Source organism: Mariniradius saccharolyticus AK6, from assembly GCF_000330725.2.
Lineage (GTDB): Bacteria > Bacteroidota > Bacteroidia > Cytophagales > Cyclobacteriaceae > Mariniradius > Mariniradius saccharolyticus.
Genome location: NZ_AMZY02000018.1, coordinates 45,880 through 70,433, shown reverse-complemented (window position 1 = coordinate 70,433; position 24,554 = coordinate 45,880). Strand labels below are relative to the sequence as shown.

Here is a 24,554-nt window from a genome sequence, read left to right as displayed (position 1 = left end):
ACACTGATTGATGAATATATTGCTATTAGGCAGCGGGGGCCGCGAAAACGCCTTCGCTTGGAAGATTGTAAACAGCCACAAGTGTAACCGACTTTTTGTTGCTCCTGGCAATGCGGGCACAGCCGAGATCGCTACCAACGTCGCAATTTCCCCGACTGATTTTGAAGGATTGGCCGCATTTGTCCTCCAAAACCAAATCGACATGATTGTCGTCGGACCCGAGGAGCCATTAGTCAAGGGCGTTTCGGACTACTTCAAAAACCATCCCACACTTTCCAATTTGCCTGTCGTCGGCCCACCCAAACTTGGCGCACAGCTCGAAGGTTCGAAGGACTTCTCCAAGCGATTCATGCAGCGGCATGGGATTCCCACCGCAGGCTATGAAACGTTTACCAAGGAAACAATAGATGCCGGATTGGACTACCTCCATTCCCACTCCCTTCCAATCGTGCTCAAAGCCGACGGCCTCGCTGCAGGAAAAGGTGTCTTGATCTGCACTACCAGGGAAGAAGCCATCGAATCATTCAAAGAAATGCTGCTCCAAAGCAAATTCGGCGCAGCCTCCGACAAAGTCGTCGTAGAAGAATTCCTCGATGGCATAGAGCTATCTGTATTCGTGGCAACGGACGGTTTGAATTACAGGATTCTCCCGGAAGCAAAAGATTACAAAAGAATCGGGGAAGCAGATACCGGCCTTAACACTGGAGGCATGGGTGCAGTAAGTCCTGTTCCGTTTGCAGACGCCGCATTTCTACACAAAGTAGAGGAGAGAATCGTGAAGCCGACCGTTGCAGGTCTGAAAAAAGACAATATCCCCTTTGTCGGTTTTCTATTCATTGGTCTGATGAACATCAAAGGAAACCCCTATGTCATCGAATACAATGTCCGTATGGGAGATCCCGAAACAGAGGCTGTGCTGCCTAGAATCGGGAGCGATTTCGTCGATCTACTCCTCGCAATGGGCACACAAACCCTGGACAAATACACGCTCGAAATCCTTCCCCATACCTGCACCACGGTCGTCATGGTAGCGGGAGGTTACCCAGGCGATTACGAAAAAGGGCATTCCATTCACGGACTTTCCGAAGCATCAAAAAAAGAAAGTGCTAAGATATTCCATGCAGGGACCAAGCTGGGGGAAAACGGCGCAGTATTGACCAACGGGGGACGTGTACTCGCCGTCACAGGCATGGGCGGATCAATCCAGGAAGCCTTGGACAATGCCTATAAAACAGTATCCGAAATATCCTGGGAAGGCGCTTACTTCCGCCGGGATATCGGACAAGACATTTTAAAATACAAAAACTAAACCCAAAACTACGAGGGGTAATCCCCCATGGAAATAGATTATGGCAGGATGTGGAACATGCTCAACCACCACAGGAAAAACCTCCGGCTGCAGCAGCGGAGCGTGTGGGACGGGCGATTGCAATAAAATGAATTCATTCGACTGGCTGTCCCATATGGGCATCCCGACAGTCGACAAGTTTGATATAGTAGAGGTCAAATTCAAGGGCGGCAGAAAAGAATACTACCGCAATGTGGACAACCTTTCGCTCACTACAGGCGACCCTATCGTGGTAGATGTACCAAATGGACACCATATCGGCTGGGTATCGCTGCAGGGCGAGTTGGTACGTCTACAAATGCAGAAAAAGAAAATCCGCAACGACGACAATATCCTCAGGATATACCGCATCGCCACCCAAAAGGATCTGGACAAATGGGAGGAGGCCAAAAACCGAGAAATCCCTACCCTCTACCGCACCAAACAAATCGTGGACGAGCTCAAACTCGACATGAAGCTTTCGGATGTCGAATTCCAAGCGGACAACTCCAAAGCCACCTTTTACTATTCGGCCGAAGACCGAGTGGATTTCCGCGAATTGATCAAAATGCTGGCATCGGAATTCAAAATCAGGGTCGAAATGCGCCAAATCAGCCTCAGGCAAGAGGCAGGAAGACTCGGCGGCATCGGCGTTTGTGGACGGGAACTCTGCTGCTCGACATGGATTCATGATTTTAAAAGTGTCAATACCTCCGCGGCGCGGTACCAAAACCTTTCCCTCAACCCCACCAAACTCTCGGGGCAATGCGGCCGACTCAAGTGCTGCCTCAACTACGAGTTGGATACCTACATGGCGGCTTTGAGCGATATCCCTGAAGTCGACAAACCCCTGCAGACAGGCATCGGCCCCGCCAAACTTCAGAAAACAGACATCTTCAGGAAATTGATGTGGTTCAGCTACAACAATGAAAACAACTGGCATTCCATCACCTGCGAGCGCGTGGCCGAAATCCAGGAGTTGAACAAAAAAGGCATCATCCCAACAGACCTCAACCGCAACGAGACCACGGAAATGGATCTGCAGATTTCCAAATCCAACATGGAACTGGAAATGCTGGACAAGAAGTTTTCCAAAAACAAGAAAAACAAGAAAAAGAAACCCAAACCACAAGGTGGTACTCCAACCAATGCGAATGCCCCAAAACCGCCTCAAGAAATGAGGGGGCCGAAGAAGGAGGCCGAGCAGGGCAACAGAGGCCAACAGAAGCCTGCCCAAAGGCAGGGGCCTCCCCCACAGCGTCCGGAACAAAAAGATCCCAATGCGCCTTTGGTCGCCAAAAGGGAGAATGTACAGGACCCCAACCAGCCAAAGAAAAAGAAAAACAAAAAGCGCTTCAACCCCAACAATCGCGGAAACAACCAGAATCGGGGCGATCAAAACAAGGCTGACTGAAATGAAAAAAACTGGATTATTGCTGGCACTATGCGGGCTATTGGCAGCTTGTCAGAAAGACAGGATTTTTGAGGAATACAAAGGGATGAACTCCAGCGAATGGAAAATCCAAGATACGGTGAGATTTCAACCAGTCGTTGAAGGGGAAAAATTCGCAGTCGTATTGGGCGTCAAGTACAACAACGACTACGATTACCGAAACCTGTACGTGCGCTATACCATTCAAGACAGCCTTGGCCAAACCATCGACAGCAAGCTGATGGATGTGCCACTCTTTGAAAGTGCGTCGGGCAAACCCCTGGGAAAAGGCTTTGGCAGTACGTTTACCAAGTACGACACCCTTCCGATATCCCAGGCCTTCACCACCATCGAACTACTGCAGTACATGCGGGTAGATACGCTACAAGGCATCGAGGCAGTCGGCGTGAAAGTGGTGAAGAAATAGATATGAAATTGGGCTGCCCTGCTTCTCCAGAAGCAGGGCAACATAGATCAGAAATATCGAATGATGAATATACAATCACGAATATCGACCTGAAAAACAGAATGAAAACCCCTAATAACCTAATAACTTTTCAACCCTCCAACCTAAGACCCAATTTCCCAATCTTCCAATTTTTCAATCTTCCAATCCCCTACCTAAAATCCCTCGACCGAAACAACTCTCCCTGATAGCTTTTTTGCGTTCCTTGGCCCAGCGGAAGGTCCTTGTCCGAGGTTTTCTGATGGGGAGACTTTCTGGCGCGGACAGATCCGATATCCCGCCCTTCGGTAGCCAAGCGGACCAATCCCGTCAGGTTGTGGCAGGTATGCACGACGACGTGGATGACTTCACCCTCGACCTGCAGCTTGCCGCTCACCATCAGCAGTTTGGATTGGAGGAGTTCCTGTCGGTATTTTTCAAAAACATCATTCCAGACGACCAGATTGGCAAAACCCGTCTCATCCTCGATGGTGACAAACAACACCCCTTTCGCCGTCTCGGGCCGCTGACGCATCGTAATAAGGCCGCAAACTTTGACTGCCGCACCGTTTTTCAAACTACCCAATCCGGCCGTGGTCGTCACCCGCAATTGCTCCAAGCTATCCCTCACGAAGCTCACAGGATGTGCCTTGAGGGATAGTGAAACCGTGGCATAATCCTGCAAGACATGCTCCATGGGAGAAAGTCCGGGAAGAATGATCCCCTTTTCCCTTGAACTCTCCGATGGCTGTCCGGTAAACATCCCCACCGGGCGATCGTGCAGGGCCGATACTTCCCAAAGCGCCTGCCTGCGGTCCAAGCCCATCGATCGGAAGGCATCTGCCTCAGCGAGCCTTTCGAGCGTGCCCAAGGATACACCTGCATTTGCCAAGTCCAGGATATGGGTATAAGCTTTCCTCCGTGCGGCGATCAGCGCCTCTGCCTGCTCCTGCGGAAGCCCCTTTACCTGTCGGAAACCCAATCGGATCGCGCGGTAATTTTCGACCTGCTCTTCGAGTGTATTGTCCCAAAGGGAATGGTTGACATCCACGGACCGTACCTCTACCCCATGCCTCCGGGCATCGATCACAATCTGGGCAGGCTGGTAAAAGCCCATCGGCTGACTGTTGAGCAGGGCGGCTGCAAAGACATCGGGATAGTAGAACTTGAGCCAGCAGGACACATAGACCAGCAGCGCAAAACTGGCCGCATGGCTCTCCGGGAAGCCATAGCTCCCAAACCCCTCAAGCTGCTTGAAGACCCGCTTGGCAAACTCCTCCGTGTAGCCATTGGCGACCATACCCTGCACCAGCTTTTTCTCCCACTGGCTGACCAGGCCCTTGGCCTTGAAAGTGGCCATGCTGCGCCGCAAGCCATCCGCTTCCGAGGGCGAAAAACCCGCCGCGACGATCGCAATCTCCATGGCCTGCTCCTGAAAAAGTGGCACACCGAGTGTACGGCCCAGTATTTCCTCCAACTCCTTGGAGGGAAATTCCACGGGCTCCTTGCCGCTCCGCCTCCTCAGGTAGGGATGCACCATATCCCCTTGGATAGGCCCCGGCCTCACGATGGCCACTTCGATCACCAAGTCATAGAAGGTCTTGGGCTTCAGGCGCGGCAGCATGGACATCTGCGCCCGGCTTTCGATCTGGAATACCCCCAGCGTATCGGCATGGCTGATCATGTCATATACCTTGGGGTCGTCTTGGGGAATATTGGCAAGGGTCAGCTCAGGACCATAGTGCTGCCTGACCAGGTCAAATGCCTTGCGGATACAGGTAAGCATGCCCAAGGCCAACACATCCACCTTGAGAAAACCGAGGGCATCGACGTCGTTTTTGTCCCACTCGATACAGGTACGGTCCACCATCCGGGCATTGAGGATGGGGCAAAGTCCCGACAGCTTGTCGCGTGTGATCACAAATCCCCCCGTATGCTGTCCAAGCTGCCTGGGAAAACCAATGTATTGCTCCGTGATGTCGATGACCTTGCGGAGATGCGGGTCGCGGGGATCAAAGCCTTGGGACGAAAGGGTATTTCCGGCCAGCCATTCCTCCGTCAGCTCATAGCGGGATTTGGCGAGCTTATCGACCGCATCCAGCGAAAGCCCCATGGCCTTGCCCACATCCCGCACGGCACCTTTCCAGTGCACCTGCGTGACCGTGGCCACGATGCCGGCCCGGTCACGCCCGTATTTCCCATAGATGTACTGCATGACCTCCTCCCGCCGCTCATGCTCAAAATCCACATCGATATCCGGCGGCTCATTGCGCTCGTCGGACATAAAGCGGGCAAAGAGCAGCTTGAACTTGGAAGGATTCACCGAAGTAATCCCCAAACAAAAACAAACCACCGAATTGGCGGCTGAGCCCCTTCCCTGGCAAAGGATGCCCCTATTCCTGGCAAAATGCACAAAGTCATACACCGTGAGAAAGTAGGAAGCATATTCCTTTCGCTCGATAAAGGCCAACTCATAGTCGATATCCTTTTTGACTTTCGGGGGAATATTTTCCCCAAAATGCTCCCTAGCTCCCTTCCAAGTCAGATATCGCAGTTCCTCCTGCGGTGTACGTCCCCCACTCGTGATTTCCTCGGGATATACGTATTTCAATTGATCTAGGGAAAACTGGCAGGCCTCGGCAATTTCCTGGGTACGCAGGATCGCATCGGGATAGTCCCGAAACAGGCGGCACATCTCGTCGATCGGTTTCAGGTGCCTTTCCGCATTGGCATGCAGGCGAAACCCCGCAGACTGGATCGTGCACTTTTCCCGGATACAGGTCAGCACGTCCTGCAGTTCCCTGCGCTCAGGCGTATGGTAATGGACATCATTGGTGGCGACAAGCGGGATGTCCAGCCTATCGCCCAGCTGGGCAAGTCGGTACAGGCGCTTGTGGTCGTGGCTGTTGTAGGAAAAACTCGCAGCCAAGTAAAGTTCCCTGCCCAAAGCCTCCCGGTAGCTTTCCAATGCCTTGACAAATGCCGGATCAAGCTGAAAATCCCCGGTCAGGGAATCGGGCGGCACTACGACAAACTTCATCCCCTTGGCATGCGCATACACGTCCTCCCTGTACAAATCGCATTTGCCCTTCTCGGTACGCATATTCCCCAGCGTCAGCAAAGCCGTCAACAAGCTGTACGCATCCTTGTCCCTCGGATAAGCCAGCAGGCTCGGCCCATCCAAAAGGTCCAGCCGACAGGCAGGGATAAAGCGAATGTCCTTCCCCTTGGCAGCAGCATGTGCCCGGACAATGCCCGCCATGGTATTGCGGTCGGTGACGGCAATAGCCTTGTACCCCAAGTGCACAGCCCGATCAATAAGCTCTTCGGGATGTGAACCTCCGCGGAGAAAGGAGAAATTGCTCGTAACCTGTAGTTCGGCGTAGTTCATGGGATTGATTTTTAAGCAAAAAAACCATGCAAAAACCACTGTGGATTTCCCTGTCCATAGAGTCCTAGCCTGAACAGCCAATAGCGGGCGCCGCCTTCGTCCTCCACACAGTAATAGTCCCTTGGTGGGCCGGTCTGCAGCCACCACTCCTGCTCTATCCTTTCGGGCCCATCGGCCTTCACGATTCTGAAAATCGTCCCCCTGTGCCGAAAATGCAGCGGAGGATAGTCCGGCAAGGGTACCATCACCTCAATCGGCTCGGGAGGAGAAAGGAGTTGCACGGGCCTGGGGGCTTGGATCGGCCAAGACATATCACCCGCACCCTGCCCAGCCAAAAAGGGGACTTCCTTGATGGAGCGCTCCGGCCAATGATGCTCTTGGGGCAAGTAGCAGCGGATGGACTGCATGCCTATTTTCCCGGCTATCCTGTCGAGGAGTTCGCCCACGACCACATGGTCCCTGCCCGACACCTGCCAAAGCACCTCCTGTCCCTCAACGACTTTCTCGACCAGTGGCGCTTCGATCTCAAACAGCTCGATCCCCAAATCCGGCTCGATGGAGGGTATTTTCAATTCAAACAAGCGGAAAAGATGCCCCGGATTGTGCGAAGCCCTGCTCGTACCGATGGCCACCTGCTGGACTTTGCCATCCAGTCGATAGCCCCTGAAGATGCCCGTACGCAGGCCTTTCCCCTCTTTGGAGAGTCGGGCGCAGATTTTGTCCAAAAGGTGCTTCAAGGCAATCGCGATCCCCGTGGCGGTAGAAATGGGCTCCATGCAGGGCAAGCGCTCCAAATAGGGCTCCAAAGGCTGCACAGGATGCAAAGCCTCCGGCTCGGTACCCAAGGCCTGCCCTATCCTCAGGAGCAGCTTGTCCCCAAAGCGCCTGCGCAAAGCCCCGGCAGGCATATCCAAAAACTGCCCGATCTGACGGAAGCCAAGCTTGGTCAAACGCTGCAGGACATCGGCATCCAGGCGCAATGCCTCCGGAGGAAGCGGCAGCAGGGCTTCCCGCTGCGAGCCCGGGCCGATGATGGGCGACACTTCCCCATAGCGCGCCACCGCCCAAGCCGCGCCGACGGTATCAGCAATCGCCCCCCGGACACGGTAGCCCTTGGCCCGCAGGGTGCCTACAATATCCTTGAGGTAAGGCCGCTCCCCTCCCCAGAGATGCGGACAGCCCGAAATATCCAACACCAGCCCATCGGGAGGATCGATGCAAGCCACAGGCGTATAGCGCAGGGACCACTCGGCAAGCCCCCTCAAGAGCTTTTGATGCCAATCAGGCCTGTCGGAAAAGACCTGCAAGGACGGAAACACCGCCCGGGCATCGGCCAAGGCCATCCCCGGAAACAGCCCCAGGGGAGCCGCCGCCGCGCTGACTGCCTTGACCACCATCCTCCCCCGCTCGGGTGCAGCAGTCACAAATGCCCTGTCCCGAAGTTCGGGCCTTCTGATAGCCAGCCTGTCCGTCGTCAAATGACGAAACCACAGGGATAAATACCGTCTATGCATAGCGTTGGCTTCCTGTGGATATACCCGGACGGATAGGAATTTGGTAGGAAGGCAGGTGCCTGAACCGCCCATTTTCCCAAGCAAATAGCCAGTTGCCGGGCCTGCCGTTGCGGACTTTCAAGAGCTCCACCCGCCAACTCGGATGTCCCAATCCGGGCATTCCCTCCTCCAGTTCACTCTGCCGGGGGGTAATCTTCCAGCGTGTGGCACAGGCAAGCGCATGCTGTTGGCGGGGCTGGCAGCGGTGGAGAAAACCCGTCACCTTGCTCCGCTCCACGGCGAGCTGCAGGCGCTGGGATTCGGTAAAGCTGAGCTCTTGCAGCTCCCCCACCACAGCGGTCAGCGCAGGGCACTTCAGGCCTTGCTCCAGTACCCAGAGGATGTCCTTTTTTCTCGGCACATCGACGAAGATGAGCCTGTCTGGTGCCAGGCCAAAGTACTTCAGCCCATGGGGAAAAAGACTGCGTCGGTGGCTGACCCAGAGGCAATAGCCACCCCGCTGCGTCAGCAGTCCCAAGAGGCCGGCGATAAAGCCATTGGTCGAGGCCGCGGAGCTCGACTCCTGGCTGATAAACTCGTGGATGGTCCCCGTGGGGAAGACATTTCCCGGAAAAGCCGCTTCCAGGGGCCCCAAACCAAAGGAAACAAAAGGATGGGGCGATGACTTGCTGAATCCCTCCAATCCCATGATCTTTTCCCTCAGTTGCCGGATTATTTCGCTTTTTTCCAAAATTGTTTCCATGGTATTCGTTGAAATCGTATATTTGACACTAATCATGTCAAACGTTAGACTCTAATAATATCAATTCGGAATGGAAAAGGCAAGGAATTTTTTCGCTTCCAACCTGAAGCTGCTGCGCGAACGACGCAGGTTGACGCAGCAGGATATCGCGGACAAACTGGGGCTCACCCGGTCCAAATGGAACGCCCTGGAATCGGGTCAGACCAAGGCCCCCTCGCCGGAGGATTTTGTGGGGATTTCGGGATTTTTTGGGATCAGCATCGACAGCCTGATCAAAGTGGACCTGTCTAAGCTGGGGGAAATGAAGCTGCGCGAACTCGAGGCGGGCAACGATGTCTATATCAAGGGCGGCAACCTCCGCGTGCTGGCCATCAGCGTGGACCGGGACAACAAGGAGCACGTGGAGTATGTGCCCATCAAGGCCAAGGCCGGCTATATGGCCGGGTACAATGACCCCGAGTTTATCGCCTCCCTGCCCAAGTATTCCCTGCCCAACCTTCCCCGTCAGGGCACTTACCGCATATTCCCCTCCGAAGGGGACTCGATGCTGCCCGTACCGGAGGGTGCGGACATCACGGCCCAATATGTGGAGGACTGGACGGGCATCGCCCCGGGGACTCCCTGCGTGGTGATCCTGAAAGGACAGCAGGACTTTGTCTTCAAGCTCGTGACCGTCCGCCCTGATGCCAGCCTGCTGCTGCAGTCCCTCAATCCCCTCTTTGAACCTTATACCGTGCCGGCGGAGGAAGTGCTGGAAATCTGGAGGTTCCATGCCTATACCAGCCGGGAAATCCCCGAACCCGAGACCGATATCCGCCAACTGACCCGCATGGTCCGCGACATGCAGACAGAGATCAAGGAGTGGAGAAGGGGATAACAGATCGATATTGGAAATTCGACATTCGATATTCTTGATTCAATGAATTCACAATGATGAATGAGCGGCTCTTCTAGGGGGAATGGGAACAGGGATTGGCGATAAGCGATTGGATAAGGGAAATGCCCAAAACATCAAATGGAAAACAGGGATCTCGACCCTAATAGGAACGAGGGAGGTGGTCCGAAAAAAAGCCTTTAGGCGAATTGCTCGTTTAACTAAAAGCACTTACTTTTAAGCTAATTGAAAAATACAACATACTACTGACATCACTACCATCGGGGCGGCAGGGGGCATTAAAGCCCTCCGATGGGACATATCTAATCGTGCCTTGCATGCCTATAAATGGAACACTACCCAACTAAGTTTAAACATATAGCGCCAACCTTTATCATTGTGGCATTTGGAACTACAATAGTCACTTTACTTTTCAGATGGGTATTCACGATAAATTCAGAGATTTTACCAATTAAGGAAGAAGTATTTCATATATGGCTCCCTCTAATTCTTCCATTGATTCCGATAACCATTTGGTTAAGACCGAAGCTTCGAATATTGAAATTTAAAAACGATAATGGATCGTTCCTATTTCAGATGATTGCCTGGGGAACAATGATAGGAATGATGATCACTTCGAACGGGTATTTAAAATCAGCAACTGGGAAACTATCTGAAGTTCGAACCATCGACTTGTTGGAGGAAAAATCGAGATATGTATCACTTGAAGAAGTTAAACTGAACCGAGATTTAGGAAGTGCCCACACCGAATTTCGTACAAGTGGGAGATACAATCAGAATTTGAATTTCGACTCTTATTTTGTTTATCCTTTCGAAACTTCAAACCAAAAGTTTAAATACTGGTATGGCGTTAAGTTCCATAAACAAATAGGAAATAGGTTACCTCTAGAAAAGAAGGAGAGTCTTTTTCAGCAATTCTTCGAACAATCAATTAAAGATTTTGAATCATTTAAATTTTCCGAACCAACATATTTTGAGGTACTTCCTCATTCCGAAGATCGTGAAGGCTTCATTAAAGCAATTGAAAAGTTGCAGATTAATAAACCTAATAAACTCATTGTAATTGAACCTAGAGAAGGAAATTATGCCGATAGAAACGGAAAAAAATTTGAGTGGATTTTTGGTTGGTTTGGAATTGGTGTTTGTGTGTTCCTGTTTGCATTGATATTCCCAAAATATAATCAAGCCGAGCACAAGCGACAGTTAAGGGGCGTAAAACCGAAATCTGATGAACTGATTGACATGTTAAAATTCTTGATCCCAAGAGATGATCATTACGTAACCTCTATCTTGCTTGATTTTAACATTTTGATTTTCCTTTTGATGACATTTTCAGGTGTCCATATTATTTCTCCAAACGGGATTGAACTTCTGGAGTGGGGTGCAAACCGAAGATCGGAAACAACCGGTGGTGATTGGTGGAGACTAGTTTCGAGCATGTTTTTGCATGGAGGTATTATGCATTTATTTCTTAATATCTACGGCCTGGTGATAGCTGCGCTTTTTGTTGAACCCGTCTTCGGTCGAATTAAGTATTTCATACTCTATTTTGCATCGGGAATATGCGGAAGTCTGGCAAGTATTTATTGGTATGAGAACACAATCAGCGTTGGTGCTTCTGGGGCAATATTTGGCTTGTATGGCGCAGTTTTAGGATTATTGTTGACCAACGCTTTCCCAAAGGATGGTAAAATTGGAATCCTAATGTTTATTGGCCCTTATGTCGGTGTAAACCTACTGGTTGGACTTACTGGTGGAATAGATAATGCAGCTCACATCGGAGGCTTGGTCTCTGGAGCTGTCTTTGGAATAATTTTATACCTAACGGTTAAAAATAGTGAAGGTAAATCGAGTAGACGGCCTCGCAAACGGTTAGCTTAGATAGGGAGTACTGAGAATGCCTGGGCTTTTTCCAGGGGCTGCGTTGGCGACCTTTCTACCACCAAGGACGGAAAACTGAATTCAGTGAACAGACAAAAGGCATATAACTTAATCGCCATTGTTTCGACTATGGGAATAATGGCATGGATGGTGACCGACTATTTCGGAGGAATGATTATTTTCCTTCTTTCTAATGCGCTTTTTATTGTTCCCATTTTCATCCTTTACATCGTTTCACTTGGCGACACTCTTGTATCAATTGGAAGAAGAGGCTTTAAGCAAAACAAGATCAAATTCATTTTTCATGGACTTGTCATTCTAGCAATTATTATGACCAATGTTTTCCAATCTGACCTTCTCAAATCGAAGAGAATATTAACTGCGACGTTAAATGACGACCTCTTCCATTATACCTTAGTGTTGAGAGAAAATGGGACTTGTGAAAATGAAGTTTCCGGTACATTCGGTTTTCAAAAGGTCTTTCATGGACGATTTAAATTTCAAGGTGATACAATTGTTTTTACCGAAAAGCCTTATGACAATGATTTCATTCCATACACATTGCTTTTGGACAGAAATGAAAACGTAATCTTTATCAATAGAGACAGGGATGGGAAATTTAACACCACGAAAGAATGGTTAAACCATTTCGAAATTCAATAAAAACAACCATTTCCCCCTGGGAATAATAAAGGTAAAACAGGAATAAGCCCAGTCCCGACAACTGTACGGGAGTAACTCAGCTTTTCTACTTTCATAAATTTGTAATTCCTCTCCATCCCACCCTTCTACAGGAATCATCAATCAAGAAACCACCACCCGAACCACCGAAAGCAGCAATAAGGCAGTCCACAGGAAGGCTCGCCAGCGGTTGACCCGGAGGAGTTTCAGGATATTTTTCTCCAGGCTTTCCCCACGATCGATGGCATTGTGAATGGGAATGGCGATGAAAAAGGTATTGATCCAGATACCGGCCAATAGCAATCCGTCCACCATATAAACGAGCAGGTCAAAAAGGACCTGCAAAGCGATCACACCGGTCTGGACAAACAACAAAGGCCCCACGAAGTAGAGAATCTTCCGGGTGTACAGCTGGTGCCAGTGATTCAGTCTTGCGCGGTCGATATACCTAAAGGACGGATAGATGATGACCTGCACCAACCAAATCAACACAAAAAGCCCCGAGTCAACCGACAGACGAATCCACTCCATATGATTTGATTATTTCTTACGGCAAAATGTATCCATAAAACCTGAACCTCCATCCGAACAAAAACCTTCTAAAACCGCCAGGCAAACCCTACTTTTCCGGTTCATCTGAGTTGCCATTGGGTTTCGGTATGGACTCTTTGCAGGATCAGAAAGAAAGGAACCCACCAAATCAGGTCGTTGGTATACAAGGTATAGCTGAACTCAAAGGGGATTTCTCGTAGTACAAGGTAATTGAAAAGGAATCCCAGGGGTCCGAATATCTTTCCCAGAAACCCGACTGCCACGATAGGCCAGTGTTTGAGGGGGTTGTAACTGGCCCACCAATAGCCCAAGCCGTATACGCCTACAATCATACCGGTCCCTTGCCAAATAGTAGGATGCTGCAGGGGAGCCATTCCAGTCCACTCGAAAAAGGTATGCGGCCAAATCACCACCCAGGCTCCCCAAAGAATATTATAAATGGCTGCCAATCTGAGGCAGGTAGACATCCAATCGGGATAATTTTTTTCCATGCCAATAAGGACAATCCGTCCGTCAAAAAGTTTGAAAATAGCCTGGATTTTTTCATCCGGTGAATCGGATGAGCGGATGACCTTCCCGCGCTCCGTTAAGTTGGATTGAAGCTGAGAGTGTAGATTAGCGCTGGCGCTAGGCTTATCGCCCAGCCGACCCGGAAATTTACACTTTTCCGACAGCGGTATCCGCCATTGGCCTATTTCTCATAAAATCGTTGATCTCTTTCTGATTTTTAGCTTACAAATAAGCCCCTTTTGCTTGATCGAGATGGCGTCTACACCATGATTTGACTTTGGGTATTGATGGTCTTTTCCTAAATTCGAAGGTAATAATCGATTACTGCCATGAGAACTTCTTCTATCATTCCGTTCTTCCTGTTGTTGTTGCTGTTGTTTGCTGGATGCGAGACCTCCGACTATTTGGAAGATGCGGAAGCTTTTCAGATCACTCGTAATGGTGAGCTTGTGCTGGACCTCTCAGATATCGAGCTGTACGATTTTTCTACCCATATCCTTTACCTGAACGAAAACAATCGGCTGAATGGGGATTTTGATCAGCTCAATGGTGCCACTGTGATAGTTGATGGACAGGAACTGTATACATTGAGGATTCAAGAACCGCACAGCTCGGCTATACATCCGGGGCCGCAGATTTTCAGGATGACGGATACGTTTGGTGATTTTGCATTTCGTATCCGATTTGTTTCCCTGACGGATGGCACTTCTCCTGCCCCTGTTGATCCAAGAGAAAATCCGAAAATCAGGAATGCCCTGAAAAGACATGGAAAATTGAGGGAAGGTCTTGCGCTGGAAATTCTTTCCGTCGAAAGCCAAGGTTCTCTGGTCAAAACCAAGGTTAGACTAAGGAATATCGATTCGTTTTCTTACTACCATTTGGATCCTGTAAAGATGGGAAACGGCCTGTTCCATTTCTATACCAATGGTTTAAGCTTCTTCAATCCCGCAATCAAGTCCTATATATATGACCAATCTGTAGCTCAATCGCCCGAACCATGGAATTATTGGACAAAGGAATGGCTGTCGGAAATCCAGCCAAATGAATCCAAGGACTTGGTGTTCACCTACAATCTTGGAACAGTGCCGGCAGGACAGGAACTGAGGTTTTCCTTTGATTTTCCATCTCCTGAACTGTCCATCAAAAACAGAAATGACTTGTACTTCAAATCAAGCCGTATTTGGCTTGGCAGTGTGGGTGATACCAAAGTGGTGAGGTTCTAGACCTGTTTTTTTGTAGTCAGAACCTTACTAGGTCCAAGTGGTTGATTTTCCCTTATTCGACGTTGCTGGATTAAACCCTTTTACAGCTCCCAACCCCGAGAGGGTTGAATTAAACCCCTCTCGGGATTTAAATGACTATTTTTCCAAATCATTCGAAACCTCCGGATTGGCATCCGGGGCCAATAACCGTCGGTATTCAAGCCCTGCGGGATATGGAATGAAGTCGAAATCCCAAAAAATCCGAGATCAATTGACGATCAAGAAAGTGAATATTTTGTGAATCTGTAATGTTGTAAGATTGGCATAATGAGCCGATGTCGACTGCGGATATTTGTCCAGAGAAGACATTGCTCTCTTTTTGAAACCACTAAATCGTTATCCATCCATTTTTGGTTAGGTCAATTAGAGTAACGCTGCTATACATTTCCTCCAATCTTTTAGGTTGAAATCAACCTTCCTCAATCCATATTTTTCTTTTCAACCACCCATCCCGGGGATTTTGACAGGCCGGGGGTTTTGCCGGTAAAGAGCTTTCCTGCTTCCTTGTCGCCTTTCAGTTGCCACTTGTACCAATGCGTAGCGACTCGGGCAAATTCGCCTCCATGGGCTTGGCCATAGGTGCCGCCGTGGCCCACGTCGAGATTGCCGACGAAAATCGGCACATGGTTGATCCTTGCAAAATCGTCCATTCCGTTGCCATAGGCGATGTCAGACTTCCCGCCCAAGAGGTAGAGCGTCGGCACTTTGATATTGTTCAGTTGGGCTTTAGTCACTTGGGGCATACCGGGCATCCCGCCACCGGGATTGGGCAATACACCGCTGTTGAATACGCCAACCGTGGTAATCCTTGGATCGCCCGCGACTTCGAGGGTTTGCAGCCCACCGCAAGACATCCCGCTCACGGCGATCTTTTTGGTGTCCAGCTTTTGGTAGTAGGGACTCTTGGGATCGGCGTTTTGTGCAATGGCCCAGTCGATGGCGTCGAGTAGCTTTTGGGACTTCGAGCGGACTTCCGTTTGCTTGGGCATGGTGCCGATGGCGATGACCAAGAATCCATGGGAAGCCACTTCATTCAGGAAATTGACGTGCTCCCAAGGCGAATCGAAGCAAGCGCCATTGCCCCAAGCGATAATGGGAAGCTTGTTTTTGTCGCCAAACTTTGAAAGATCCTGTGGCTTGAATACCGTGTGCGTGGGAAGCGAGGCTTCGGAAACCATGACGGCGGGATAGCTTCCGGTACCTCCGTTTTCAAGGACTTCAGAAAAGGGTTCGGGCTGGAAGAGCAGGTTCTTGGAGAAAAAAGGAAGTGCCTTTGTCCGAATCCTTTCCGCAATCCGGTTGAGATGGTCGCCCTCATAGCTTTCGTAGAAATGCGGGATTTGATAGGATTCCAGCACTTCGTGAAGTTTTTTGGTCGCCTCGCTGATGCCTCGGTCCTGCAGCCCGGCATCGAGTGCGATGGCTTTCAGTTTTTTGAGATTGGGTATGTATTGATCCACAAAATTCAGCGTGCGGTTGGCAATGATCTTGTTGATTACATCTTGACGCGGTTCGCCGTTTTTGGCTGGAAGGTCCAAGTAAAAAGGTGGATTCTGTGGATTGGGGGCAAATGCGGCCGAAGTGGCAAGTGTGGCGATTTCAAAAAACGTGGCAGTCTGCAATTGGTCAAGCGTGAAACCCTCCAATTTGGTCATCAACTCGGCATTGGTGTTCGCCGCGCCATCCATGCAGCAGGGGCTGAGGGCATAGATCGCCGCATAGACATCCGGATATTTCATTCCCAAGCGTAGGGTGCCATAGCCTCCCATGGAGTGTCCCGCCAAGCCACGGCTGCTTCTGTCGGCAAGCGTGCGGTAGTTGGCGTCGATATGCCGAACCAATTCCTTGGTGACGAAGGTTTCCCAGTCACCAATCGTCGCCGAACTCGCGTACATACTGCCCTTGAAGCGGTTGTAGGCATTGGGCATCGCCACGATCATTTCCTTGGAAAGGCCCTCGGCGATGGATTGCTCGATGACAGTTTGGAGGTTGATCCAGTGGTTTTCCCAGCCAAACCATTGGGAATCGTTGTCTGTAAAGCCATGCAGCATGTACAGCACCGGAAAGCGCCTGTTGGGATTCGCCTGGTATGAGGGCGGAAGGTAAACGGTCACGTCCCGGTCAGCCGGATCCCCGATGAGGTTGCCAGCGAGGGCGGCGCTACGGACTTTGATGCGTTCTTTGGTGCCAGTTTGGGCAAATGCGGCATAAACGCCCAGGCAGATCAAGATGCTGAACAGAAAAAACTTTTTCATAGGCTAATGGGTAGGAGACCAGTTGGAATTTTATTGTCTCACTTTGTGAAAATAGGAAAGAGAAAAATAAAATCCTACCCCTGGCTAGCTGTACGGACAAGGTTTGGTTTGAAAAACCCCAAAGCTTACGCCAAATTCTCCTGCAGGGAACTGATGGTTTCTACCAAGCTCTCCCAAGTGGCGTTGAGGCTTTTTTCCTCGGCCACTACCTTCGCATAGGCATCATTTACTTTGGCGAGTTTTTGGGAATCGGCATAGACCGATTCATCTGCCATTTCTGCCTCAAGGGCTTTTTTGCGGCTCTCGATCGTACTGATTTTCTCCTCCAACAGCTCCAGTTCCTGCTCTTTTTTCTTGAGCTCTTTCTTGGTCAGGTTGATTTCCTGTTGGGAGATTTCCCTCTTTTTGACGTTGGGTTTTTCCTTGGGCGGTTCTTTGACGGTCACTTGGTTGGCTTCCTGCTGGGATTTCCAATAGGTATATTCCTCATAGGTGCCCGGGTATTCCTTGATTTGGTTGTTTTCGATGTACCAAATCTTGTTGGCGACGCCACGGATGAAGTGTCTATCGTGGCTGACCGTGATAAAAGTGCCCTCGTATTGCTGCAATGCCTGTATCAGGATATTGACCGACTGCATGTCGAGGTGGTTGGTCGGTTCATCAAGGAGGAGAAAATTGGCTTCGGAAATCAAGGCTTTGGCCAAAGCAACCCGCGATTTTTCCCCACCTGAAAGGACTTTGATTTTCTTGAAGACATCGTCATTGGTAAACAAAAAGCAGCCGAGGACATTGCGCAGCTCGATTTCGGTCTTGCCACTTCCCTCCTGCTTCAATTCGTCGAGGATCTCGTTGTCGACATTGAGCGCCTCCAGTTGGTGCTGGGCGTAGAAGGATTTGATCACATTGTAGCCGTGTTCGCGCTTGCCTTGTATCGGTTCGGTACCGTCGATGATGCGCAGCAAAGTTGATTTACCCTTGCCATTGGCACCGATGAGGGCGATTTTATCACCCCTTTCGATGCGGGCAGAGGTATTTTTCAAAATCACCAAGTCCCCATAAGACTTGGAGACATGGTCCAAGACCACGATATCGCGGCCCGACTTTTGGCTGAATTTGAACTTGAAATTGACAGCAATATTGTCATCCACGACTTCGGCTACCCTTTCGAGTCGGTCAAGGGCCTTGATACGCGACTGGACTTGGTTGGATTTGGTCGCTTTGGCACGGAAACGCTCGATAAAGCGCTCCGTTTGTTTGATCATTTGTTGCTGGTTTTCGTAGGCGTTTTGCTGGATTTCCATGCGTTCCTTTTTCTCTTCTTGGTAGAAGGAATAATTGCCGGCGTAGACCGTCAAGTTGCCGTTGGACACTTCCACGGTCGTCGACACGCAGTTGTCCAAAAACTCCTGGTCGTGGGAAACCACGATGACTGCGCCCTCATAGTTGCGCAGGTAGTTTTCCACCCATTGGATGGAAGGGAGGTCAAGGTGGTTAGTAGGTTCGTCGAGCATCAGCAGGGCGGGCTTCTCAAGCAGCAGCTTGGCGAGCATCACCCGCATCCGCCAACCGCCGGAGAAGGTCCTTAGTGGGCGTTTGAGGTCCGCGGTGCTGAAGCCGATTCCTTCCAGGACTTCCTCGGCTTTGGCTTTGATCGTGTAGCCTTCGTTGGCTTCGAATTGGTCCTGCAAGCGGGCGAGCTTGTTGATGATGGCCTCCGAATGGTCAGTTTCCATCTGGTGGAGCACTTCGTCGATCTCATCCTGAAGTCTCAAGGTATCCTTGAATGCCGCCAGCGCGACATCCAGAATGCTTTCGTCCGATTGGTAAGAAAGCAAATCCTGGTTGAGGAATCCGATGGTACAATCTTTGGCCTTTTGGATATCTCCGGCGCTGGGTTGGTAGTCGCCATTGATGATTTTGAGCAAAGTCGACTTGCCAGTACCGTTGAGGCCAACGAGGCCGATTTTGTCCTTGGGCTTGATATGCAGGGAGGCATTCTCATACAAAGCCCTGCCACCGATAAAGTACGAAAGATTGTTGATGGATAACATGCTGCAAAAATAACCATTCTCCCCATTCATCTAGGTTTGGGGCCGATTATTAGATTGAAGGGGGTTGGTTGGTTTGGGGTGGGGAAAATTGAAGCAGGGTGAAGCCACGAATGCGCGAATGAAAAAAAGAAAAAGCAAAACCAAACTATTCGTGTATTCGTGGCCAAATAAATTATTGGCCACCATTACACTTAATTGTGAGAGAATGATGATCTATTTGCTAATTTGAGGACTTATGAGACCTTTTTGAATCCCAAATTTAAACCCATGAATAAATACCTCTTCCTCGTCCTCCTCAGCCTTTTGACCATTGCCTGCCATGGACAGCGCAACGCCAAAAGCGACATCAAGCTAGAAACGATCAAGTTGCCGGCGGGCTTCTCTATCTCCGTTTGGGCGGAAAATGTACCGGATGCACGCTCGCTTGCCATGAACGCCGACGGCTCGGTGATTTTTGTGGGCAACCGTCAAGGAAAAAACGTCTATGCGCTCAAGGACACCAACGGCGACGGAAAAGCCGACCAGAAGTTTACCCTTGCCGAGGGCCTGAGAATGCCCAATGGCGTTGCGTTCAAAGATGGCGACCTGTACGTAGCCGAAGTCAGCAGGATCCTTCGATTCAGGAACATCGAGAAAAATCTCGAAAAACCGACTTACGAAGTCGTCTACGACAAATACCCTGACAAAGCGCACCATGGCTGGAAGTTTATCGCCTTTGGACCTGATGGCTTGCTCTATGTGCCGGTTGGCGCTCCCTGCAATATCTGCGAATCGGAGGAAATCTTCGCCTCCATCACCCGCATCGACGTCAAGAGCGCGACGCCCAAACCGGAAGTTTTTGCCCATGGCGTACGCAATACGGTTGGCTTTGCCTGGCATCCAAGCTCCAAGGAAATGTGGTTTACGGACAATGGCCGCGACATGATGGGCGACGATATTCCTGATTGCGAACTCAACCATGCCCCAAAAAAAGGAATGCATTTCGGCTACCCCTATTGGCATGCCGGGGATGTCAAGGATCCTGAATTTGGCGGCAAGGGAAAAGATCAATCCGCCTATACTGCTCCCGCTGCCAAGATGGGCGCCCATACTGCACCCTTGGGCATGCGTTTTTACACTGGCAAACAGTTCCCGTCGTCCTACCAAAACAACATTATCCTTGCCAAACATGGGTCTTGGAACCGCAGCAAAAAAAGCGGCTACAACCTGACGCGGGTAGTTTTGGACGGCAACCAAAAAGTTGTGAAGCAGGAGGTTTTTGCCGAAGGCTGGCTCAACAATGAGACCCAAGACGTCTGGGGCAGACCGGTGGACGTCCTGCAAATGCCCGACGGCAGCCTTTTGGTCTCCGACGATATGGCCAATTGCATTTACAAAATCACCTATTCCGGCAAGTAGTCATGGATCGACGCAAAACACTGAAAAAAATTGGCATCGGAGCAGCCGTCAGTTTGGCTGCCCCCTCGCTTTGGTCCTGTAACCGCCCTACTCAAACCGCCACCAGCACCATGGAATCCGCAAAACCACTCCGATTGTCTTTGGCCCAATGGTCCCTGCACCGTACTTTCCAAAGCGGGGAATTGAATGCGGCTGATTTTGCAAGAATTGCCAAATCCGAATTTGGCTTGGATGCCGTGGAGTATGTGAATGGATTCTATCGGGAAAAGGGCACCGACCAGGGCTTTTGGAAGGAAATGTTGCAAAAATCCCAAGATCATGGCGTCAAAAACCTGCTGATCATGGTCGATGAAGAGGGGGACTTGGGCAACCTCAATGATACCGAAAGCCAAAAAGCTGTCGAAAACCACTTCAAATGGGTGGATGCCGCAAAAATCCTCGGCTGCCATTCCATCCGTGTCAACGCCTTTGGGGAAGGCGCAAAGGATGAGGTCCGAAAAGCCATGGTCCAAAGCCTCGGAAAGCTCTGCTCCTACGCTGCCGAGTCGGATATCCATGTATTGATCGAAAACCACGGGCTGTACAGCTCGGATCCATTTTGGATCAAAAGCATCATCGAAGAACTTAATGCCCCCAATCTCGGCACATTGCCTGACTTCGGAAATTGGTGCCTCTCAGCCAAATGGGGCAGCACACAGGCGGACGATTGTGCGGAGGTTTTTGACAGATATGAGGGAGTAAGGACGCTTTTGCCTTTTGCCAAAGGTGTCAGTGCCAAGTCCTACAGCTTCGACGAAAAGGGTGAACAAACCAAGATCGATTATGGGAAAATGCTTGGAATCGTGAAGGAATCAGGTTTTGAGGGCTATATCGACATCGAGTACGAAGGCATGCAACAAACCGAGCCGGAAGGAATCAGGCTCACCAAGCAATTGATCGAGCGGATTTGGGAAACGCTTTAGCAAGTTGGAACCAAACCTCTCTTCGTCATCCCGAGGAACGAGGGGTCTGAGACGCAACCAGAACATCTAGGACTTCCGAAAGATTTCTCCTTCGTCGAAATGACAAAGAGAAGTTTTCCCAACAATGAACCCTAGACGATGGCGAAAACCTCTCTTCGTCATCCCGAGGAATGAGGGATCTAATCAACCCTAAGCGAAACAATACTCCCCATGGATTTCTCCTTCGTCGAAATGACAAAGAGAGTCTTTCTCAACAATAAACCCTGGACGATGGCGAAACCTTCAATTGGTCATCCCGAGGACCGAGGGATCTAATCAACCCTTATCCAATCAATACTCCCGATGGATTTCTCCTTCGTCGAAATGACAAACAGAAGCCGATCCAAAAATGAACCCTGGACGATGGCGAAAACCTCACTTGGTCATCCCGAGGAACGAGGGATCTAATCAACACTTATCATAACAACAACCCCCATAGATTTCTCCTTCGTCGAAATGACAAAGAGAAGTCTATCCAAAAAAACAACAAGAATCAAAAAGAAAAGGCCCTTGGAATGTCCAAAGGCCTTTTTCTATTTCAACCACTCCGGCTTCGTCGTATCGACGTTGGCCTGTAGCTGATTGAGCAAATTGTAAAGACCAAAGTAAGTCCTGTTGATGTACAAGCCATGGCGGGAACCACGTGCCTGTCTTGATTTGCGGAACATTTTGTCATTGGAAATCCTATCTCCCAACCGGAAAATCTGCTCAAAGTAGCTGTCGTCCGCAAAGTCAAACCGCTCGACATGGAAGGGTTTGCCCAATAAGGAAATCATTTCCTTGAACACACCCTTGAAATAGGCCTTTTCCTCTTCGGAATCCTTGTCACTGATAAATTCAAGGCCGTAAAATATCGCATTGAGCTCCTCTTCATTGATAAGGAGATCCCTTTTGATCAATGAAAAATACCCACTGTAGAAGTCTTCCGGAATCACCTTTACACAACCAAAGTCGATGATTCCCAACTTTCCGTCCGTTTGGATAATGAAGTTACCGGGATGTGGATCCGCGTGTACCTGCTTGAGGTTGTGGACTTGGTGGTGGTAAAAGTCCCAAAGCGCCTGCCCTACCCTGTTTTTTGCCTCTTGGCTTGGACTGGTATCGAGCCATTCCTTGATATGCAGTCCATCAATCCAGTCCATGGTGATAATCCTGTCCGAACTCATATCGTCGTAATACTTCGGAAAAGCCAAATCCGTCAGGTGCGCGCAAGCTTGGGATATTTCCCTTGAACGCTTCACCTCCAACAAATAATCCGTCTCCTCCAGCAGCTTTTCTTCCACCTCCGCCATATAGTGGTCAAGTTCGCGTTCGTTCATATTGAGCAGGCGCAAGGCAAAAGGCCGCACCAACTTCAAATCCGAACTTACAGCGTCCGCTACGCCCGGATATTGGATCTTGACGGCTAGCTTTTTGCCACTTTTCGATGCCTGATGGACTTGTCCAATCGAGGCAGCGTTGACCGCAGAGCGGGTAAAGGACTCAAAAAGCTGCTCGGGCGTCTTGCCGAAATACTTCTGAAACGTCTTCACCACCAAGGGATAGGAAAGCGGTGGCGCGGAATACTGCGCCATCGTAAACTTATCCTGATAGGCCCTTGGCAATAGATTTTTGTCCATGGACATCATCTGCGCCACCTTCAGCGCCGACCCTTTCAACTCGCTGAGACTGTTGTAGATATCTTCCGCGTTGTTTTGGTGCAGTTCCTCCTTGGTCAGGGAGGGATTCACGACCTTTTTGGCATAATGCCGCACATAATTCCCCCCTACTTTGGCTCCGGTCGTGATAAACTTCGCGGCGCGTTGTACTTTCGATACTGGAATTTGCTGTTGTTCTTTCACTCCTGCTTTCACGTTCCTCCTTATTTATTCTGGTATAAAAACTTCGCAAAGTCCAAAAAGGTATCCAAGGCACTTTTTCCCATCAGGTCAAAGGCCAAGTTCACCGATTTTTCTATGGCAGCGTCCGTCTTTTCAAAATTGACCGAGCTGTCCTTTAGCCAAAACTGGAATACAAACCATACCTGAAGCCACAATGCCTCATCATAGCGCTCGGTGATGACCGGGCGGTTGGCAATCTCCTCGGTTTCTTTTCCTTCCAAAATCAGCTCATTGGCGAAGTCTTTGAACTTACTGCGGAACGTCTTGACTTCGGCGGGAAGCAAGTTTTTAAGGTCCCGCTTGCCCCCATATTGGGAAAGCAGGTAGGACCGGTTTTTCTTCATTTCCTCGACGAGGGTAAAGAGGAACCCGAGTAGCTTTTCCCGTGCACTGTATTCCTTGTAGACTTCCTGGGACTCGAGATTATTGATCGTGGTGTCAAACAAATGGCCCCAGACGGCGGATTTGACCGCTTCAAAAGAGGTGAAATAGCCGTAAAACTCCTCCTCTTTCATTTTGAGTTCCTTGGCAAATTTGTAGACGGAGGCAGGTTCCTTGCCGTGCTCCAATACATAATCGATATAGCCTGCGATGATTTTGGACTTAGGTTCCGATTTGGCAGTTTTCTTTGCTGCGGTCTTTTCCATGTTGGTTTTGTTAACTGCAGACATAACCTAGAAAGGTTGTATGAAGTTTAGAAAAGCAGGAAAAATTGGGTGGGATTTTGGGGAAATAGGTAAACTACAGAAAAAACCCTCCAATATACCTAGACTCGGCTCGGTTACCGGTTTACCTCGGCCTGAAACGGAGGTGAAAAAGGGCGGCTGCGCCACCTTTTTCCCCTCTCCATTTCTAAAAACCGAACCCAATGCACAAACTAAGCCGAGACCCTTTCAAAAAAAGCCAAGACTTATTATTTTTAGATCAAATAAGGTTTCTGCTATTAAAAAAAATAACCCATGCCCCAACGCCCACTCTCAGAACTCACAGACTCTGAATTATTGAAGGAATCAAAAAAGCTCAAGTCAATCCAGATTACCAATGCCTTTTTGGTTGGATTCCTGATTGGCATCATCGTTTTCAGCGTTATGAACAATAGCCTGGGATTTTTATCCTTGATACCGCTTTATCTGATCTACAAGATAGTGAATGGGGCAAAGTATGAAAAGGAAGAGCTAAAAAGGCTCCTAAAGGAACGGAATCTGAAGTAAAACCGAAGGATACCCAGTGATACTTTGATGTGATTTTCTGACAGGGCACATAACTATCTCTCAGATCTGGGAGTGGAGAGTATTTATCAGAAATCAATACCCTACCCGTTGATCACTTTAATAACC

At 49.7% G+C, this 24,554-nt stretch carries 19 protein-coding genes; 10 read left to right on the top strand and 9 right to left on the bottom strand.

Features of this window, described 5'->3' with window-relative positions; genetic code table 11:
* The first annotated feature begins 10 nt into the window (after positions 1–10).
* From purD to C943_RS16960, 3 genes are all read left to right on the top strand, one after another.
* On the top strand, positions 11–1,309 hold the full coding sequence (gene purD, locus C943_RS16970) for a phosphoribosylamine--glycine ligase (RefSeq protein ID WP_008630316.1): 1,299 nt from the start codon (positions 11–13) through the stop codon (positions 1,307–1,309).
* Between the two features lie 127 nt (positions 1,310–1,436).
* Positions 1,437–2,741 (top strand): PSP1 domain-containing protein, encoded by a 1,305-nt coding sequence (locus C943_RS16965; protein WP_008630314.1) that lies wholly within the window; start codon positions 1,437–1,439, stop codon positions 2,739–2,741.
* Between the two features lies 1 nt (position 2,742).
* Positions 2,743–3,186, top strand: a complete 444-nt coding sequence (locus C943_RS16960; protein WP_008630312.1) for a gliding motility lipoprotein GldH — start codon at positions 2,743–2,745, stop codon at positions 3,184–3,186.
* Positions 3,187–3,376: 190 nt separating this feature from the next.
* Here the strand turns inward: C943_RS16960 and C943_RS16955 are convergent, their stop codons facing one another.
* From C943_RS16955 to C943_RS16945, 3 genes are read right to left on the bottom strand one after another with little or no spacing between them, the layout of a single operon-like run.
* The gene (locus C943_RS16955) at positions 3,377–6,595 is read right to left on the bottom strand and encodes an error-prone DNA polymerase (RefSeq protein WP_008630310.1); all 3,219 of its coding nucleotides are present in this window, start codon (positions 6,593–6,595) and stop codon (positions 3,377–3,379) included.
* 11 nt (positions 6,596–6,606) lie between these two features.
* Positions 6,607–8,109, bottom strand: a complete 1,503-nt coding sequence (locus C943_RS16950; protein ID WP_040481134.1) for a Y-family DNA polymerase — start codon at positions 8,107–8,109, stop codon at positions 6,607–6,609.
* Positions 8,102–8,851, bottom strand: coding sequence for an ImuA family protein (locus C943_RS16945; protein WP_008630307.1), 750 nt, complete (start codon positions 8,849–8,851; stop codon positions 8,102–8,104). Before C943_RS16945 ends, C943_RS16950 begins: the two co-directional genes overlap by 8 nt.
* Positions 8,852–8,921: 70 nt before the next feature.
* Between C943_RS16945 and C943_RS16940 the strand changes: the two genes are divergently transcribed.
* The 3 genes from C943_RS16940 to C943_RS16930 all read left to right on the top strand — a co-directional run bounded on the left by C943_RS16940 (position 8,922) and on the right by C943_RS16930 (position 12,290).
* The gene (locus C943_RS16940) at positions 8,922–9,728 is read left to right on the top strand and encodes a helix-turn-helix domain-containing protein (RefSeq protein WP_008630304.1); all 807 of its coding nucleotides are present in this window, start codon (positions 8,922–8,924) and stop codon (positions 9,726–9,728) included.
* 345 nt (positions 9,729–10,073) lie between these two features.
* A complete protein-coding gene (locus C943_RS16935; RefSeq protein ID WP_008630302.1) occupies positions 10,074–11,627 on the top strand; it encodes a rhomboid family intramembrane serine protease in 1,554 nt (517 codons plus the stop codon).
* An 84-nt stretch (positions 11,628–11,711) separates the two neighbouring features.
* A complete protein-coding gene (locus C943_RS16930) occupies positions 11,712–12,290 on the top strand; it encodes a hypothetical protein (RefSeq protein ID WP_245545560.1) in 579 nt (192 codons plus the stop codon).
* A gap of 141 nt (positions 12,291–12,431) precedes the next feature.
* On the opposite strand, the gene C943_RS16925 is transcribed toward C943_RS16930, so the two are convergent.
* Together C943_RS16925 and C943_RS16920 are read right to left on the bottom strand one after the other, a co-directional pair.
* On the bottom strand, positions 12,432–12,839 hold the full coding sequence (locus C943_RS16925; RefSeq protein WP_008630298.1) for a hypothetical protein: 408 nt from the start codon (positions 12,837–12,839) through the stop codon (positions 12,432–12,434).
* Between the two features lie 101 nt (positions 12,840–12,940).
* Positions 12,941–13,327, bottom strand: coding sequence for a hypothetical protein (locus C943_RS16920; protein ID WP_040481177.1), 387 nt, complete (start codon positions 13,325–13,327; stop codon positions 12,941–12,943).
* Positions 13,328–13,699: 372 nt separating this feature from the next.
* Between C943_RS16920 and C943_RS16915 the strand changes: the two genes are divergently transcribed.
* Complete coding sequence (locus tag C943_RS16915) at positions 13,700–14,593, top strand: hypothetical protein (protein WP_008630294.1); 894 nt, start codon at positions 13,700–13,702, stop codon at positions 14,591–14,593.
* A gap of 458 nt (positions 14,594–15,051) precedes the next feature.
* On the opposite strand, the gene C943_RS16905 is transcribed toward C943_RS16915, so the two are convergent.
* Together C943_RS16905 and C943_RS16900 are read right to left on the bottom strand one after the other, a co-directional pair.
* Positions 15,052–16,887: an alpha/beta hydrolase-fold protein gene (locus C943_RS16905; RefSeq protein ID WP_008630290.1), complete on the bottom strand. Its 1,836-nt coding sequence runs from the start codon at positions 16,885–16,887 to the stop codon at positions 15,052–15,054.
* Positions 16,888–17,012: 125 nt separating this feature from the next.
* On the bottom strand, positions 17,013–18,938 hold the full coding sequence (locus C943_RS16900) for an ABC-F family ATP-binding cassette domain-containing protein (protein ID WP_040481131.1): 1,926 nt from the start codon (positions 18,936–18,938) through the stop codon (positions 17,013–17,015).
* Between the two features lie 267 nt (positions 18,939–19,205).
* Between C943_RS16900 and C943_RS16895 the strand changes: the two genes are divergently transcribed.
* Positions 19,206–20,336 (top strand): PQQ-dependent sugar dehydrogenase, encoded by a 1,131-nt coding sequence (locus C943_RS16895; RefSeq protein WP_008630284.1) that lies wholly within the window; start codon positions 19,206–19,208, stop codon positions 20,334–20,336.
* Positions 20,337–20,338: 2 nt separating this feature from the next.
* On the top strand, positions 20,339–21,298 hold the full coding sequence (locus C943_RS16890) for a sugar phosphate isomerase/epimerase family protein (protein ID WP_040481130.1): 960 nt from the start codon (positions 20,339–20,341) through the stop codon (positions 21,296–21,298).
* A 572-nt stretch (positions 21,299–21,870) separates the two neighbouring features.
* Here the strand turns inward: C943_RS16890 and C943_RS16885 are convergent.
* Both C943_RS16885 and C943_RS16880 read right to left on the bottom strand, forming a co-directional pair.
* Positions 21,871–23,190, bottom strand: a complete 1,320-nt coding sequence (locus tag C943_RS16885) for an ABC1 kinase family protein (RefSeq protein WP_008630281.1) — start codon at positions 23,188–23,190, stop codon at positions 21,871–21,873.
* A gap of 8 nt (positions 23,191–23,198) precedes the next feature.
* Positions 23,199–23,864: a TetR/AcrR family transcriptional regulator gene (locus C943_RS16880; RefSeq protein ID WP_008630280.1), complete on the bottom strand. Its 666-nt coding sequence runs from the start codon at positions 23,862–23,864 to the stop codon at positions 23,199–23,201.
* Positions 23,865–24,176: 312 nt separating this feature from the next.
* On the opposite strand from C943_RS16880, the gene C943_RS16875 reads away from it, so the two are divergent.
* The gene (locus C943_RS16875; protein WP_008630279.1) at positions 24,177–24,428 is read left to right on the top strand and encodes a hypothetical protein; all 252 of its coding nucleotides are present in this window, start codon (positions 24,177–24,179) and stop codon (positions 24,426–24,428) included.
* The last annotated feature ends 126 nt before the right edge of the window (positions 24,429–24,554 follow it).

Bases quoted from the DNA above. Each gene is read 5' to 3' on its own strand.
- purD (WP_008630316.1), top strand. From the start codon at position 11: ATGAATATATTGCTATTAGGCAGCGGGGGCCGCGAAAACGCCTTCGCT.
- C943_RS16965 (WP_008630314.1), top strand. From the start codon at position 1,437: ATGAATTCATTCGACTGGCTGTCCCATATGGGCATCCCGACAGTCGAC.
- C943_RS16960 (WP_008630312.1), top strand. From the start codon at position 2,743: ATGAAAAAAACTGGATTATTGCTGGCACTATGCGGGCTATTGGCAGCT.
- C943_RS16955 (WP_008630310.1), bottom strand. From the start codon at position 6,595: ATGAACTACGCCGAACTACAGGTTACGAGCAATTTCTCCTTTCTCCGC.
- C943_RS16950 (WP_040481134.1), bottom strand. From the start codon at position 8,109: ATGCATAGACGGTATTTATCCCTGTGGTTTCGTCATTTGACGACGGAC.
- C943_RS16945 (WP_008630307.1), bottom strand. From the start codon at position 8,851: ATGGAAACAATTTTGGAAAAAAGCGAAATAATCCGGCAACTGAGGGAA.
- C943_RS16940 (WP_008630304.1), top strand. From the start codon at position 8,922: ATGGAAAAGGCAAGGAATTTTTTCGCTTCCAACCTGAAGCTGCTGCGC.
- C943_RS16935 (WP_008630302.1), top strand. From the start codon at position 10,074: ATGGAACACTACCCAACTAAGTTTAAACATATAGCGCCAACCTTTATC.
- C943_RS16925 (WP_008630298.1), bottom strand. From the start codon at position 12,839: ATGGAGTGGATTCGTCTGTCGGTTGACTCGGGGCTTTTTGTGTTGATT.
- C943_RS16920 (WP_040481177.1), bottom strand. From the start codon at position 13,327: ATGTCTACCTGCCTCAGATTGGCAGCCATTTATAATATTCTTTGGGGA.
- C943_RS16915 (WP_008630294.1), top strand. From the start codon at position 13,700: ATGAGAACTTCTTCTATCATTCCGTTCTTCCTGTTGTTGTTGCTGTTG.
- C943_RS16905 (WP_008630290.1), bottom strand. From the start codon at position 16,887: ATGAAAAAGTTTTTTCTGTTCAGCATCTTGATCTGCCTGGGCGTTTAT.
- C943_RS16900 (WP_040481131.1), bottom strand. From the start codon at position 18,938: ATGTTATCCATCAACAATCTTTCGTACTTTATCGGTGGCAGGGCTTTG.
- C943_RS16895 (WP_008630284.1), top strand. From the start codon at position 19,206: ATGAATAAATACCTCTTCCTCGTCCTCCTCAGCCTTTTGACCATTGCC.
- C943_RS16890 (WP_040481130.1), top strand. From the start codon at position 20,339: ATGGATCGACGCAAAACACTGAAAAAAATTGGCATCGGAGCAGCCGTC.
- C943_RS16880 (WP_008630280.1), bottom strand. From the start codon at position 23,864: ATGGAAAAGACCGCAGCAAAGAAAACTGCCAAATCGGAACCTAAGTCC.
- C943_RS16875 (WP_008630279.1), top strand. From the start codon at position 24,177: ATGCCCCAACGCCCACTCTCAGAACTCACAGACTCTGAATTATTGAAG.